A 15214-nucleotide genomic window follows, 5' to 3' on the forward strand; every position below is an offset into this window, starting at 1 on the left:
CGGGGGCTGGGTCAGTGTGCTTCACGAATATTTGGTATGGGGTACGGTGAAGAAGGTTGGCAGAATGTCATCCGGGCCGAGCGAATCTTCTGTGAGCCCTGGACCCGTGAGGAAGTTGAACAGCTCCGGGAAGAGCGTATAGCTGACGGTTATCTGCAGCAGGTGCTCGGGATGCAGGCATGGCTGACGGAAGCGGCAGAACAAGGCTGGCAGTGTCCAAATTTTGCACGAAACCGGAGGGAATAATGTATGTATATCGTGTCTGAGCCGGTAAGTCTGTCTGAGCGTCACAAGCACAGGCTTGAAGCGGAGAACGCGGTCAGCTTACGTTTAGCAAGTGAAACAGAGCCTGCGGACAATCCCGCAGGCTCTGTGTATTTCGGGGCGGACGGCGGGGATGCCGCCCTTCCCGCTGAAACGGTACCGTCCTGGAAAGGACGGTCAAGCCGTTTCTACTTGTTCTGTCCGCTCTCGGCATTCAGCCTGGCGATCAGCTTATCGCCTTCAACATCGAGATTCGGCAGCAGGCGGTCCAGCCATTTCGGCAGCCACCAGGCCTTGTCGCCGAAGACGGCCATGACAGCAGGAACGAGCGTCATGCGGATGATGAAGGCATCGATCAGGATGCCGAAGGCAAGTGCGAAGCCGATCTGCTTAATCATCGCATCAGGGGCGAAGATGAAGCCGAAGAAGACGGAAACCATGATTACGCCTGCGGCAAGTACAACGCGGCTGGCGAGATCGTAGCCGTGAACGACGCTGTCATTGCCGCGGCGGCCGTGGACATAAGCTTCACGCATGGAGCTGACCAGGAACACCTGATAATCCATGGCCAGACCGTACAGAATGCCGGTGACCAGAATCGGCATGAAGCTGAGCAGTGGTCCTCCTGTATCGAAGCCGAACAGGGAATGCAGCCATCCCCATTGATAGACAGCAGTGGTCACACCGAAGGTGGCAAGGATACTGAGAACAAAACCGATGGTTGCCTTAATCGGTACAATAATCGACCGGAAGACCAGCAGCAGGATGATCAGCGAGAGAATAACAATGATGCCGATGTAGACAGGGAAGGCATCAGACAGCTTGGAGGACATATCAATATTGATGGCGGTGAAGCCGGTCACGCCCAGGTTAATATTGTTGCCCGAGGTCAGGCTGGAAGACGGATCGCGCAGCTCCTGCACGAGATCTCTTGTTGCTGTATCGGTCGGACCTGTCTTCGGGATCAGGCTGATAATGGCGAGTTCACCGGTGGCATTTACCCCCAACGGAGACACCTGTGTTACGTTATCATGCATTTGCAGCTCCTGGGTCAGCTTGCCCAGCAGTTCCATTGAGATTTTGTCAGACGGGTTCTTCGGCTCCGCTACCAGCAGCAGCGGTCCATTGAAGCCTTCGCCGAACCCTTTGGAGATCACATCATAGCTCTGGCGTGCCGGAGTGTCCAGGTTCGCCGAGGCGCCGGACGGAATGCCCAGCTCCATCTTGGTTACCGGAATCGCTGCTGTTCCAAGCACCAGTATCACAAGAATAATGATGGCCCAGCGGTATTTCACGGTAGCATTGGCCCAGCGGTGAGAGAAGCTGTGCTTTGCTTTTTTGCCTGCTGTGGTATTCTTCGTGCGGGCTTTGGCGGTGACAATCCGCTCGCCGACCAGTCCCAGCAGCGCAGGCAGCAGAGTCAGCGCCAGCAGAACGTTGATCAGCACGCTGGCTGCGGCGACAAGGGCCATGGTCGACAAGAAGCCGATGCCGATAACGAGCATGCCGCATAGGGCAATAATGACGGTCAGACCGGCGAAGAATACGGCGCTGCCGGCAGTACCCAGTGCCCGGCTGGCGGATTCACCGGCGCTTAATTTCTCATCGAGAATCAGGCGACGCTGACGGTTGACAATAAACAGCGAGTAGTCGATACCTACGGCCAGGCCGATCATCACGGCAAGAACCGGTGTAATGTCATTCATCTGGATCAGGCTGCCGAGGGCAAACGCGCCTCCGACACTGATTCCGACACCGAGGAGGGCGGTAATCAGCGGCAAGCCGGCGGCAACGACCGAGCCCAGCGTCATGAACAGTACAACGGCCGCAACGACAACACCGACAGCTTCAGTGGAGCCGATGGCCGGCATACTCTTCAGCGAATCGCTCGGAATCGCAGTGATGCCGGAGCCAGACTGTTCGACTTCAGTCACGGTATCGATGATGTTATCCGGTACATCCGACGGCAGAGAGGTCTGCTGCACGGTGAACTGGAACTGGAACAGCGCAATATTCCCGTCCGCAGACAGCATCACGCCGGGAACAGGAGCGCCGTCTGCCATCAGCGGGCCGTAAGGAGCGGACTGTGCAGCGGCAGCTTGGCCCGCGGCGGCGGCAGCAGAAGGATCGGCAGCGGCGGAAGGATCAGCAGCGGCGGCTTGGCCGGCAGCAGCGGAAGGATCAGCAGCAGCGGCTTGAGCGGCGGCGGCAGCCTGTGCTGCCAGTTCCATAGGATTGATGACGTATTCCATATTGTAGACGTCATTGATAGCTTTCTGGAGCAGAGCTGCACGCTCCGGCGTATCCAAACGTTCTCCGTCTGGTGCGGTGAAGGCGACGCTCGCCTGGCCGCCGGCAGCAGCAGGGAGCTCCTGGGTGAGCTTATCCAGCACTTTTTGCGATTCGGTGCCTTCAATTTTCATTTCGGAGCTGGACTGGATGCCATTGACACCAAGCAGGGCTCCTATAACACCGAGCACGACGATCCACGCCGCGATGAAATACCAGGGCTTGGAATAGGCCGACTTTCCTAGGCGGTACAGAAATGTTGACATGTAATGGTTTCTCCTCTTTATCTGTGAATTTAATTAGAAGCCGTTGCGTAAGTAAGCAAACATGGAATTCAAATATTGATCAAACGGCATGGCACTGGAGGGCTCATCCTGTGTTTCGCCCGGCAGCATGACGTTGAGGCGTCCGTCCAGAATAGGGACGAATGCCCCGTAGACAGCACCGGCGAGAAGGTGGGTATATCCGTCATCGTAACGGCCCCGGGAGAACAGCTCCAGCACTTCCTCGGCTGCGATCTGCAGGCGGCGGAATACGCTCAGGATGTAAGGCTCCAGTGAAGGGTACTGATTCGCCAGGGATACGAACTGCCGCAGCTTATGCAGAAACTCGGAGGTGAACTGCAGCTTGAGCAGATTGTACATGGCTTCCAGAGGTGTAGCATCCTGAGGCAGAATGTCGAACAGCTGGTTGTCATGCTCATGGGCAGCGCTGCTGATGAAATAGGCCGCCACTGCCTCCTCTTTACAGGAGAAGTAATTCGCAAAGGTCCGCCGGGAATAACCAGCTTTATGGACAATGTCATCAACGATGAAGCCGTCCATGCCTTGCTCAACCGCAAGCTCGAAGGCGGCAATAGCTAAAGCGTAGGCGGTGGCTTCTTTTTTTTTGTCCCGCAGTGTCAGTTTGGGATTCAAGTTCTATGCTTCCTCCTTATCTTTCCCGCTGAAACGGTGCTGCCCCTATGGAAGGCAGCCATGCCATTTCCACTTGGCTATTGATATCATCTATAGTCTATATTATTGCCCAAAGAGAAAGATTGCACAATGAGCAATTAGTGTCTGAATAGTGAATATTTAAAATTTTACAAAAAAATCGCTTTCCCTCACCTGGTTAGTTACTACTGAGGGAGCAGAAATGCTGCATTTCGTACAACAATTTCAGTTGATGGATGAGATATTGCGGGAGCCTCGCCGACCCATATAACCAAAAGGCTTCAGTCCCCGGGGAGACTGAAGCCTTTTCAAAGTTTAGGATTGGCGCTGTACCGCTCTTAATCGATAGGTGCAGCTGGCGTAATCCCCGCGCAGGTCGGAGACCACAAGACCTATTTGCATCAGACGGTCGCCGCCGAGCGGTGTGCCGTCGAAGGCGGTCTGGAATGGAGCGGAGCTGTCGCCTTCTGCAGGTGCAGAGGCTTCTGCGCCGCCGTGGACATGCGCGATACTGCCTTTTGCACCCGTCTCAATGACATAATCCAGCTCCGGATGGAGTCCTTTGAGCGTAAGGCGGGAGATCGGTGCGTTAGGTATGGCAAGCACCCGGAAATAGGCTACGAAAGCTTCTGTCTTATCTTCACTGACGAACATCCAGGCGGTATCACCGCTGCCCTCAAACGGACTCAGCAGACGGTACATATCACCCTGCTGCACTAGCGTGCGGATCTCCTTGTACTGGGCAATCTGCCGGGCAGCCAGATCCTTCTCGGCTTCCGTGAACTTGGTAAGATCCATCTCATAGCCGAAGTTGCCGCTCATCGCTACATCCCCGCGGGTGGCAAGGGAAGTGATGCGGTCCACCTGATGGTTCGGTACCGCTGACACGTGAGCTCCCATGCTGCTGGCCGGATAGACCATACTTGTACCATATTGAATAGCCAGGCGTTCAATCGCATCGGTGTTGTCACTGGTCCAGGTCTGCGGCATATAGAACAGGATTCCCGGATCGAACCGGCCGCCGCCGCCGGAGCAGCTCTCGAACAGAATGTGAGGGAAGCGGGAGGTCAGGCGCTCCAGCAAATGATACAGACCGAGCATATAGCGGTGCGCGGTTTCTTTTTGCCGCTCAGGGCTGGCTTTGGCGGAGGCGATCTCCGTCATGTTGCGGTTCATATCCCATTTGACATAGGTGATGGGTGCGCTGGAAAAGACTGCGCTGAGTGTCTCATACAGATAATCGCATACTTCCGGGCGGGAGAGATCCAGGATCAGCTGGTTGCGGCCTTCCGTGCGGCGGCGTCCTGCGGCATGCAGGCACCAGTCCGGATGCTTCCGGTACAGATCGCTGTCCGGTGAGACCATCTCCGGTTCGACCCACAGTCCGAACTGAAGGCCTTCGCTGTTAACACGGCTGGCGAGATCGGCCAGACCTTCAGGCAGCTTGCGGCGGTCCTCGAACCAGTCGCCGAGCGAGCTGTTGTCCCGGTCACGTGTGCCGAACCAGCCGTCGTCGAGTACGAACAGTTCAATCCCGAGCGGGCCTGCTTCTTTGGCGATCGCCGCGATTTTGTCAGCGTCGAAATCGAAATAGGTCGCTTCCCAGTTATTGACGAGAATCGGACGGGCTTGGTCGCGGTGAACGCCGCGGCACAGCCGGGTCCGGTACAGACGGTGATAGGTGCGTGACATGCCGCCGAGTCCTTCACTGGAATAGACGAGCACAGCCTCCGGGGTCTGGAACGATTGGCCCGGTTCCAGCAGCCAGGAGAAGTCGAACGGGTTAATCCCGATGCTTACCCGGGTTTGTCCGAACTGTTCAACCTCTGCAGTTGCGGCGAAGCTGCCGCTGTAGACCAGATTGAAGCCGAACACATCACCCTGATCTTCATCCGCACCCGGTCGGAGCAGGGCGAGAAACGGGTTGGTCTGGTGACTGCTTGAGCCGCGGCGGCTCTCCAGCGACAAGGCTGCGCCCGGGGTAAGCGGACGGCGCTGAACATGGCGTTCTCTCGCCCATGCACCGCTCAGGTGCAGGGTATCGTAGGAGGAATCGGCGAAATCAACGGATGCGCTAAGCGCCTGTTCCAGCCGTAGCGGTGCCTCACCGTTATGCTCAAAGCGGACAGAACGGGTAATCGCGCTATGGTCAGCGAAGACGGTATACATCAGCTTAACGCTCAGACCCGCGTAATCATCCTTCAGTGTAAGCTCCAGAGACTGTGCTTCTGCTTCATTCTCGACATAGACGGCAGGCAGTCCTTCGAGTACAGGCTTGCCCGGTGTAATGGCATAGCCGGCATATTGGAGTTCAGAGATCCGCGTGCCGTCAGCCAGCTGAACCTGATAGGCAGGGCGGCGGAAGTCGCTTGTTCCATACTGCGGATATTCCTGGGGCAGAGCATCCAGAGAAAGGGTGGGCTTCTGCAGCAGCGGGGTTGGGGAGAAGGATGCGCGCTCGCGCAGCTCTAGCGCCCCGGTCAGGCTGTTGTCATGGCGGAGCTGTGGACCCCAGTATACATGGGCGGGATAGCCTTCCACCAGTTGGATAATATAGCTGGTATCTTTGGATTGAAGGTGGAACAATCCCAGTGTTTCGTCTGCATAAATGTTCATATTCATATACTCTCCTTGTGAAGTGAGATACGGTCCGGATGTCTGAACCGTCAGAACCTTCTGTACTGGTGATATGCATTACATGATTTCTGTGTGTACCGGGCTACTGTTACTCTGGTGTCCCGCCGCTGGTCTCCCTGACGATCAGCTTCGTGCCGATAATCGTATGCGATGGCACTTCGCGTCCTTCGAACCGCTCGGCGAGCAGCTGGACAGCCGCTTTGCCCATCTGTTCGGGATAGGCGCGCACCGTTGTCAGCGGGGGCTGGACGTAGGCGGCCATCTCGATATCATCGAAGCCGACAATGGCCATCTCTGCAGGCACCTGCACGCCGTGGTCGTGCAGGGCGCGGAGGGCGCCGACCGCCAGCGGGTCACTGGCCGCGAAGCAGGCGGTTGGCCGCTTGCCACCTGCCAGCAGCTCGTCCATCATCCGGTAACCGTCAGCACTGCTCCAGCTGCCCTTGCGGACCAGTTCCGGATCGTAGCAGCCCTGGCTCTGCATCATACGGCTGAAGTGATGCGCCCGGCGCTCGCCTTCACTGCCGCCGCCGATGAAGGCAATATCCCGGTGGCCAAGGTCCAGCAGATGAGTAAGCGCCTGACCGACAGCCTGACGGAAATGCGTCTGCACGGAGTCGTACTCCAGGTGTTCCTCGTACTGGTCGACCAGTACGGTCGTGCTTTTGTCGGCATGCAGCCTCTCGAATTCCTTGGGGTCGAAGCCGCCTACGACGATAAGTCCATCATCGGCCCGGAGCGGGGGCAGGAGGTTACGTCCGCGCAGCGTCTGGCCGAGCACAATCCCCAGCTCCTCACAGCGCAGCTCAACCCCGCGGCGGATTGAGCCGTAATACGGATCTTCCCGTTCTTCTTCCGCCGAGCACCAGAGCAGAAGCGTAATAGCTTTGCTGCTCAGCTCAGTCTCCCGCTTCAGCTGCCTTAACCGTGAGGGCTTGTAGCCAAGCTGCTCTGCGACTGCAAACACACGGCTCCGCGTGTCGTCACTGACAGCCAGGGACAGGTCATTATTTAGCACTCTCGATACGGTTGCGGCTGATACACCCGCCTCACGGGCGATGTCTTTAATCGTTGCCAAGCTGCTTCACGCCTTTTTAGTTAATATATTTACTAAAACTTCGCTTTTATCCTACCACTACTTTCATGTTCTTTCAAGTGGATTTTTGAGGCGCTTACATTAGGAGGGCGTCGATGAGAGCTCCTCCTGCCTCAACTGTGCAATGGCCGTAGTTTGTGCCTTAACCGGGTAAAAGTTTCGTTAACTATAAAATAAGAGATTGCCCCAAGGCGCCATTACATGGCTTTTGGGCAATCTCTTTCAGGAGCAGGCTCGTTATGAGACATGATGGACATGAGCCCTCATGAAGCAGTTTTATGTTATGTCACGCTACACAGCAGATTCCTGGCGGATTGGAGAGCCGTTATTTGCATGAATATCGCCATTCGGCAGGCATACGGACTCAGATCGCTTCATGTACTTCAACTCCGTCATCCGCCTAACCAAGTTCAGCTCAATGACTCCGCACATCCTCCGTACCTGATTCAATCTGCTGCATGTAATCCCGGGGGGAGAGACCGGTGACCTTCTTGAATACCTTGCTGAAGTAAAAGGCGCTCTCGTAGCCGAGCTTCTGCGAGATCTCGTAGATCCGGCCTTCCCCGCGGACCATCATTTCCTTGGCGGTGGTGATTTTGATCTCTGTGATATACTCTACATAGTTTACCTTGGCGACCTTGGAGAACAGATGGCTCAGATAGTTAGGACTGAAATTGAACACATCCGCCACCTGATTGAGCGACAGCTTACTGCCAAGATTTCTTTTGATATATTCCTGGACATTCTTCACGACCTGCTCCTTGTAGCTCTGTCTGCGGGTGGAGAGGATACCTTCGCATCCGTCCCGGAACTGGATCAGCCAGCCGGCGATTTCTTCTATAGTATGCATCTGATAAATGGCCCGGTAGCCCTCCGGCTCATTCTCAAATATCTGCTCCACAATGTTCTCCCCGTCCGCAAGCAGGGAAGTGGCCATATACAGGATATTGCAGGCGGCATCGGTGGCGGGAACCAGCAGGTCGGACCGGCCGTCGAAGATTTCGATCATTCTGGAGATAATGGTGTACAAGGCCCGGGTATCCATCTCTTCAAAAGCACGGCGGATCTCCGAACGTGATTCGGAGAAATCGAACATCAGATGCTCCTGCAGAAGTGTCTCGCCCTCTGTGAAGAAGACGAAGGAGCGCTCTTTAACCGCGGCCGGAAGTGCCTTCCGGGCGGCAAGATAACTCTCCCGCAGCAGATAAGGATCTTCGACGGCAAAGCCGATGGCACCGATGATCGTCACATTGAAGTAGTTGTGCAGCACAGAGGCCATGTCTCCAAGCAGCTTCTGGATGTCAGGCATCCAGAGCTGTGGATCGGTGCCCGGGAGAGGCAGTGCTACGGCGAAATTGCGTAGATCCAGACTGGTTACATAACACGGGCTGACGGAAGAGAGTGTATCCTTAGCCATTTGTACGGTACTGGAGCATAAGGCAACCAGCTTATCGCCGCGCGGTGGAACCGTATCTGGACCCAGAATGCGGCAGGTGCAGACGAGATAGGCGGCCCCTGGCAAATCCAGGTCCAGATCCTCTTTCTGCAGGAGATACTGGTTCTTGTTCTCGAACAGGTTGTTGAACAGGCGGATGAAGAATTTATCGCGCTGGCCCTGGATATTCCCGCGGTGGACCAGCTTCGGGTAGCTCTCCATCGTCTGGTAAGTCTCAAGCATGCCGATCGCTCTGCGGATGGATTCGGACAGCGCCTCCGGGGTCAGCTCCAGCTTAACCAGATAATCCGTGGCCTGCACTTCAATCGCTCCGCGGGCGTATTGAAATTCTTCATAGCTGGTCAGCATTATGAAGAGCGGCAGCCGGCCATACTTTTTGCGTACCGAGCCGGCAACCTCGAGACCGCTTTTAATCGGCATTTTGATATCGCTGATGACGATGTCAGGGCGGAGTGTATCGATCATCTCCTCTTCCTGGGCGCCGTTGTGGGCAATGCCTACAATCTCAATATTGTACTGGTCCCACTTCAGCATGGACTGCAGGCCGATACAGACCAGGGCCTCGTCATCTGCGATTAATAATTTGATCAAGCTCATCACATCCTTGCTCAGTCTGCTGAAATATAAGAGTTTATATGGTTCATACGTATGATAGCAGTTGGATTTTCTCCACTTGCTGAGGAGCGAGGGAGCCTTGCAATTACAGCAGTTGGATAAAAAGCACTTAAATGATCTCATTTCTTTCAAAGTAGCTGAAACCTCAAGTCGTAGATGTCATTTTTCCACTTAATTGCCCCTAATCCTGCGAAACCGAACAATTAAGATACATTTTTCCACTTGCTTGAGGGAACCGCTGGTTTCTAGCTCTTCAGCCAGCCGCCAGCTCTTCAGTCAGCAGTCAGCTCCAGCCGCCAGCCCCCGAATCTACAGCAGCTCCCCAGCTTCACAGCCAGGGCGGTTCTGCTTAAGCATAGCGGCACTTTTATATACAGTTACTGTTACTGGGCAACGTCGGGCGGATGAGGTATAGTCCTAAAAGGGACGGTAACGCAGTCTGTACTTAGCTACTCTCTCTGCAGGAAGGGCAGGAGCAGCTTCATGATGGTATATTGTCCAAGCTCACTCTCAATAGATAGGCCGTAATTCCCGCCAAAAGCCAGCTGCAAACGTTCATTCACGCTGCGCAGTCCGACATTCTCCAGCATTCCCTTGGATTCGTCCTCAGGAACGGATAGAATTGTGGAGATTTGCTCTTCTTTCATGCCGACACCATTGTCTTCGATCGTGACCAGGATATCGGCGAATCCGCTTTTGGAGACCGTGATGATAATATCGCCACGGCCCTTGGGCTCAATGCCATGGAAGATCGCATTCTCTACCAGCGGCTGAAGCGTGAAGCGGGGAATCAGGCCGGTGAGCAGCTCTTCATTCTCAATGTCTTTGACCATGGTGACCGTGCTGCCATAGCGGTATTTCTGGATCAGGAAATAGTCATCGAGCAGGCTCAGCTCATCCTTCAGCGGCATCAGCCGCCGGTTATCCTTGGCGATGCTGCGGAGCAGTCTGGACAGTGAAGTCGTCATCTCTGCAATGCCTGTAGCATTCTGGATCGTGGCCATCCATTTGATTGAATTCAGTGTGTTGTAGAGAAAATGCGGATTGATCTGGCTCTGCAGCATCCGGTATTCCAGCTCCTGCTTCTGCTTCTCGTCCGCGAGCCGGCTGTCCATGAGGGCCACGATATCCTGAGACAGGCGGTTAATGCCGCGTCCGACGTCGCCGAGCTCGCTTTTCCACTCAATATTGCGGTCAATCAGGAAATTACCCTGGGCAATCTTATCGATGCGCTTCTTGAGCTTCTCTACTGGAAGACTGATCGTACGGGTCAAATACAGCGTAATGATAGCGCTTAAGACAATAACCAGAAGGACAACGCCAAGCATCACCAGAATCCATATGTTTGCCTTGGGCGCGAACTGGTCGTTCGATAAAGTCTGTGACAGAATGACTCCGCTGCGTACGGGATAAGATACCACAATATGTCTTTCTTCATCATCCGTAAGCTTGACCATGGACAGCTCGGTTTGCGGGCCGACAGGTTTGTCATTGGTATAGGCTACCGGTACATAAGGTTCTGTAATGGCTGTGACCTGATCGCCGGTAAGCTGATAATGATGATTGCCGAGCGTGAGCAGCAGCCGGGAATTCTTCGGCAGGGAGTATCCCTTCAGCTTGTCGGTGATAACAGAGGTATTGGCTAACATATATACCGTTCCAACCCGTATAGCTCCTTTGCCGTAAATCGGAAACACAAACGGGATTCCATTCGTGTTGGAGAGCGGGTCCTTGATCACCTGATCCCATTGCTCCTCGGCATCTGCATTAAGACCGGCGATATGACCGATATTGTGTATGGTAAGCGGAACGGAGGTGCCGGTGTTATCCACCTGCAGAAACTTTCCGTTGTTATCCGTAACAATCAGGCGGCGGGCATAGCTGTTCGAGCGGTTATTCAGGAATTCCTGTTGCATCGAGTTGAAGACGTTAATGGCTTCCTTGGAGCTGGGGTTCTTGGACGCGAAATAATTCGTGATCAGGGTATTGGTGGACGAGTTGGTGCTGCAGGTCATTGCCAGGCCAGACAGGTTAATCAAATCCTGTTCAATAATATGGGAAACCAGCTGCAGATTGAACTCGGTCGCCTGAATGGTTGTTTTACGCTGATAATACGTAATCAATTCATAACTGAAAAAAGACAGCAGCGACGCAATCAGCAGTGCGAATACGGCCATGAGCAGAATGATGCGGCTTTTAATAGTAGATTTTCTTACCGTTGAGAACACTCCTTTGTAAATGTTGAAAACATATTAAGCGTTTTCATCTACCTTATCATATTCCTGCCGTTCAATACAGACCAAGGAGAAGAAGCTAAGAATTTTACATGTTTCGGATAGGATATTACAGGTTTAGGCCGGACGAGGGGAAGAAGAGCACAGAAAAGTGAATGTTCTGTGTTTGATATTGCATCCCAATCCCGTCTGAAAAGGCTTACACTTTGAACTAAGGCCGGTTGAGCCGGTCGCGGATTGACCATAAGAAGGAAAAGGGGATATTTAAATGAACTTAAAAAGATTCTATGGCATGACCCTTAGCGCAGCGCTCTCCGTGAGCATGTTGGCCGGATGTTCCGGGAACAACGCCAATAATGAAGCTGCTGCAACTACCGCACCTGCGGCGGGTAACGCTGCAAACGCTTCCGCTGAACCAAGTCAGGAGCCTGTGACTTTGAAATGGGCGCTGTGGGACTGGGAAGCAACCGCTTACTACAAGCCGCTGATCGATGCTTATAAAGCTGCACATCCGAATGTAACGATTGAATATGTAGATCTTGGCTCCACGGACTATATGACCATGCTCAGCACACAGCTCTCCGGCGGTGCAGACCTGGACGTTCTTACCATTAAAGATATTCCCGGTTATTCGAACCTGGTGAAGCAGAATCATCTGGAGCCGCTTAAGAGCTACATGAGCACAAATTCCATTGATCCTTCCTTGTATGGCGGTACTGTGGAGCAGATTGAAGTGGGCGGCGAGGTGTATGCGCTTCCTTTCCGCAGTGACTTCTGGGTGGTTTATTACAACAAAGCTTTGTTCGACAAAGCAGGCGTGGAATACCCGAGTAATGATATGACCTTCGACCAATATGATGAGCTCGCCCGCAAAATGACCTCCGGCAGCGGTTCCGAAAAAGTATACGGTGCCCACTACCACACTTGGCGGAGCGCGGTTCAACTGTTCGGTATTCTTGACGGCAAGAATACGGTGGTCGGCGGCAACTATGACTTCCTGAAGCCTACCTATGAACGGATTCTGAAAGAGCAGGAAGACGGTATCGTGATGGATTACGCTACATTGAAGACTTCCAGCACGCATTATTCCGGCGTATTCTACAACAACTCCGTTGCCATGATGAACATGGGCAGCTGGTTCATTGCTACCCAGATCGAGAAAGTGAAGAGCGGCGAATCCCAATCAACAGAATGGGGCATTGTGAAATACCCTCACCCTGACGGTGTGGAAGCCGGTACAACTCTGGGTACGATTACTTCCCTGGCTGTAAACCAGAAATCCAAGCACAAAGAAGCCGCACTGGAGTTCATGAACTTCGTAACTGGTGAAGAAGGCGCGAAGGTTATTGCTTCTACCGGAACCATTCCGGCCATCAAGAACGATGAAGTTATCAATTCCATTACTTCCATCGACGGTTTCCCTGCAGACGAGAACAGTAAGGCTGCACTAAATACTGTTCAGACTTATCTGGAAATGCCTATACATGAAAAGAGTGCAGACATCGAGGTTATCCTGAATGAAGCACACGATAACATCATGACGAAGAACGCTTCGATTGATGAAGGCCTGAAGGATATGAACAAACGTGTAGGAGAGCTCTTGAACAATTAACCGTTCTGAGTAGGGCGGTCGCTAGTAAGGGCGGGCGAAGGCCCGCCCTCTATATGACAAAGGACAGCTTTGGGGTTCCCGCAAAGTACCTGAACAGGCATCACAGTAATTCATACTTTGCGGGGATGTTATATAAGGTTTGGAGGAGAAACAATGCAGAACGAAACCATATTGCATACAAATAAGAGCCCAAAAAGACGTATGTCAAGAGGGGTTAAAGATAACCTGATTGCCTACAGCTTCATTGCGCCGAACTTTATCGGATTTGCCCTGTTTACACTGGTACCCATGATATTTGCCTTTGTCCTTGCGTTTGTGAAATGGGACGGGGCCAATCCGATGAAGTTCATCGGGCTGGACAATTTCACCCGGCTGCTCAAAGATTCAACCTTCCACAAAGCCTTGTGGAACACCATTGTCTACACCATCGGAGTCGTACCGCTGACCATGATTGTGGCGCTGGCGCTGGCCATTCTGCTGAACCAGAAGATTATGGGCCGTAATTTCATGAGAACCGTGTTCTTCTTCCCTTATGTAGCCTCCCTGGTAGCCGTTGCGGCGGTATGGAACTTCATCTTCAGCCCTACCATGGGTCCGATCAACAACATTCTGCATACCCTTACCGGTATCCCGCTGGAGGATCTTCCCCGCTGGGCGGCGGATAAGCAGTGGGCCATGTTTACCGTAGTTCTTTTCACAGTGTGGAAAAATATGGGATATTATATGGTCATCTATCTGGCAGGACTCCAGGGAATTAACCCTGAGCTCTACGAGGCTGCTGAGCTGGACGGCGCAGGCCCGTGGAGAAGATTCCGCAATGTCACCGTGCCACAGCTGGCACCTACAACCTTCTTTGTTCTGATGATTCTGGTCATTAACTCGTTCAAGGTCTACGATATCTTTATCAACCTATTTGCCGGCGCCGATAACCAGCTCAACGACTCTACGAGGGTTATGGTCTATCAAATCTACAATACGGCATTCCGTTCACTTGATTACGGATATGCCAGTGCCATGGCGATTGTACTCTTTCTGCTGGTACTTGGCATCACCATCGTCCAGTTCCGCGGCGAGAAGAAATACGGACAATAGGAGGATTCAAAAGATATGGTTGGAAAAAGTAAAGGACTTAGAATCAGCCTCATGGTTCTTGTGTATATGTTGTTGTTTGCGACCGTGCTGGCGATGCTGGTTCCGTATATATGGATGCTGTCCTCATCGCTCAAGCTGAACAAGGATGTCTTCTCCTTCCCGATGCAGTGGATTCCGGCGAACCCCCGCTGGGAGAATTTCACGGATATCTGGACGCGGATTCCGCTCGGACGGTTTATTTTTAACACTGCGAAATTATCGATTATCGTAACGATTCTGCAATTGCTGACTTCAAGCTTTGCGGCCTATGCGTTCTCGAAGCTGCATTTCCGGGGCAAGAACTTTATCTTCCTGGGGTATATCGCAACGATTGCGATCCCTTGGCAGGCCTACATGGTGCCGCAGTTTATCCTGATGCGTTACATGGGACTGAATAATACCCACCTGGCGATCATTCTGCTGCAGGCGTTCTCGGCATTCGGTGTGTTCATGATGCGCCAGTTCTATCAGGGAGTACCTGATGAATTATGTGAAGCAGCCCGGATCGACGGACTCAGTGAATACGGCATCTGGGCAAGAATCATGCTGCCGCTGTCCAAGCCGGCATTGTCTACACTCACAATCTTCACCTTCGTCGCCACCTGGAATGACTTCCTGGGGCCGATGATTTATCTGACAGATACGAAGCTCAAGACCATTCAGATCGGTCTGCGGATGTTCATCTCGCAGTATTCTGCGGAGTACGGTCTGATCATGGCAGCAAGTGTGGTTTCCATTATTCCGGTAGTGATTGTATTCCTGGCCCTGCAGAAGTACTTCGTGCAAGGTGTTGCAGCATCGGGGATTAAAGGCTAGAACAAGTAACGCGCCTGGCAGTTGCATCTTTTCGTGGCTGCCGGGTTTTTTATAACCACTATGGAGGTAAGGCAAAGGTCTGTCCAAGTAAATATTCTTCTAACAACGCAATGTATACGATTATTTGTT

At 53.1% G+C, this 15214-nt stretch carries 10 protein-coding genes; 4 read left to right on the forward strand and 6 right to left on the reverse strand.

What is annotated here, in order from left to right; all coding sequences use genetic code 11:
• Window positions 1–36: 36 nt before the first annotated feature.
• The gene (locus MKX70_RS15530) at window positions 37–246 is read left to right on the forward strand and encodes a hypothetical protein (RefSeq protein ID WP_042238181.1); all 210 of its coding nucleotides are present in this window, start codon (window positions 37–39) and stop codon (window positions 244–246) included.
• 206 nt (window positions 247–452) lie between these two features.
• Here MKX70_RS15530 and MKX70_RS15535 read toward each other — a convergent pair whose 3' ends face one another.
• The 6 genes from MKX70_RS15535 to MKX70_RS15560 form a co-directional block, all read right to left on the reverse strand.
• The gene (locus MKX70_RS15535) at window positions 453–2819 is read right to left on the reverse strand and encodes an MMPL family transporter (RefSeq protein ID WP_042238179.1); all 2367 of its coding nucleotides are present in this window, start codon (window positions 2817–2819) and stop codon (window positions 453–455) included.
• A 33-nt stretch (window positions 2820–2852) separates the two neighbouring features.
• The gene (locus MKX70_RS15540) at window positions 2853–3470 is read right to left on the reverse strand and encodes a TetR/AcrR family transcriptional regulator (protein ID WP_042238177.1); all 618 of its coding nucleotides are present in this window, start codon (window positions 3468–3470) and stop codon (window positions 2853–2855) included.
• 333 nt (window positions 3471–3803) lie between these two features.
• Entirely contained in the window at window positions 3804–6104 is a 2301-nt protein-coding gene (locus tag MKX70_RS15545; RefSeq protein ID WP_042238175.1) for an alpha-galactosidase, read from the reverse strand.
• 109 nt (window positions 6105–6213) lie between these two features.
• Window positions 6214–7203 carry a LacI family DNA-binding transcriptional regulator gene (locus tag MKX70_RS15550; protein WP_042238172.1) on the reverse strand — a complete coding sequence of 330 codons (990 nt, stop codon included), beginning with the start codon at window positions 7201–7203 and terminating at the stop codon, window positions 6214–6216.
• Between the two features lie 433 nt (window positions 7204–7636).
• Entirely contained in the window at window positions 7637–9268 is a 1632-nt protein-coding gene (locus tag MKX70_RS15555; RefSeq protein ID WP_042238169.1) for a helix-turn-helix domain-containing protein, read from the reverse strand.
• A gap of 473 nt (window positions 9269–9741) precedes the next feature.
• Complete coding sequence (locus tag MKX70_RS15560; RefSeq protein WP_340784094.1) at window positions 9742–11469, reverse strand: sensor histidine kinase; 1728 nt, start codon at window positions 11467–11469, stop codon at window positions 9742–9744.
• Window positions 11470–11794: 325 nt separating this feature from the next.
• On the opposite strand from MKX70_RS15560, the gene MKX70_RS15565 reads away from it, so the two are divergent.
• From MKX70_RS15565 to MKX70_RS15575, 3 genes are all read left to right on the forward strand, one after another.
• Window positions 11795–13138 (forward strand): ABC transporter substrate-binding protein, encoded by a 1344-nt coding sequence (locus MKX70_RS15565; protein ID WP_042238165.1) that lies wholly within the window; start codon window positions 11795–11797, stop codon window positions 13136–13138.
• Between the two features lie 201 nt (window positions 13139–13339).
• Window positions 13340–14230: a carbohydrate ABC transporter permease gene (locus MKX70_RS15570; RefSeq protein ID WP_231637695.1), complete on the forward strand. Its 891-nt coding sequence runs from the start codon at window positions 13340–13342 to the stop codon at window positions 14228–14230.
• Window positions 14231–14245: 15 nt separating this feature from the next.
• Window positions 14246–15085 (forward strand): carbohydrate ABC transporter permease, encoded by an 840-nt coding sequence (locus MKX70_RS15575; protein ID WP_340784098.1) that lies wholly within the window; start codon window positions 14246–14248, stop codon window positions 15083–15085.
• The last annotated feature ends 129 nt before the right edge of the window (window positions 15086–15214 follow it).

Source organism: Paenibacillus sp. FSL R7-0312 (assembly GCF_038004445.1).
In the GTDB taxonomy this organism is placed as follows: Bacteria; Bacillota; Bacilli; order Paenibacillales; family Paenibacillaceae; genus Paenibacillus_AQ.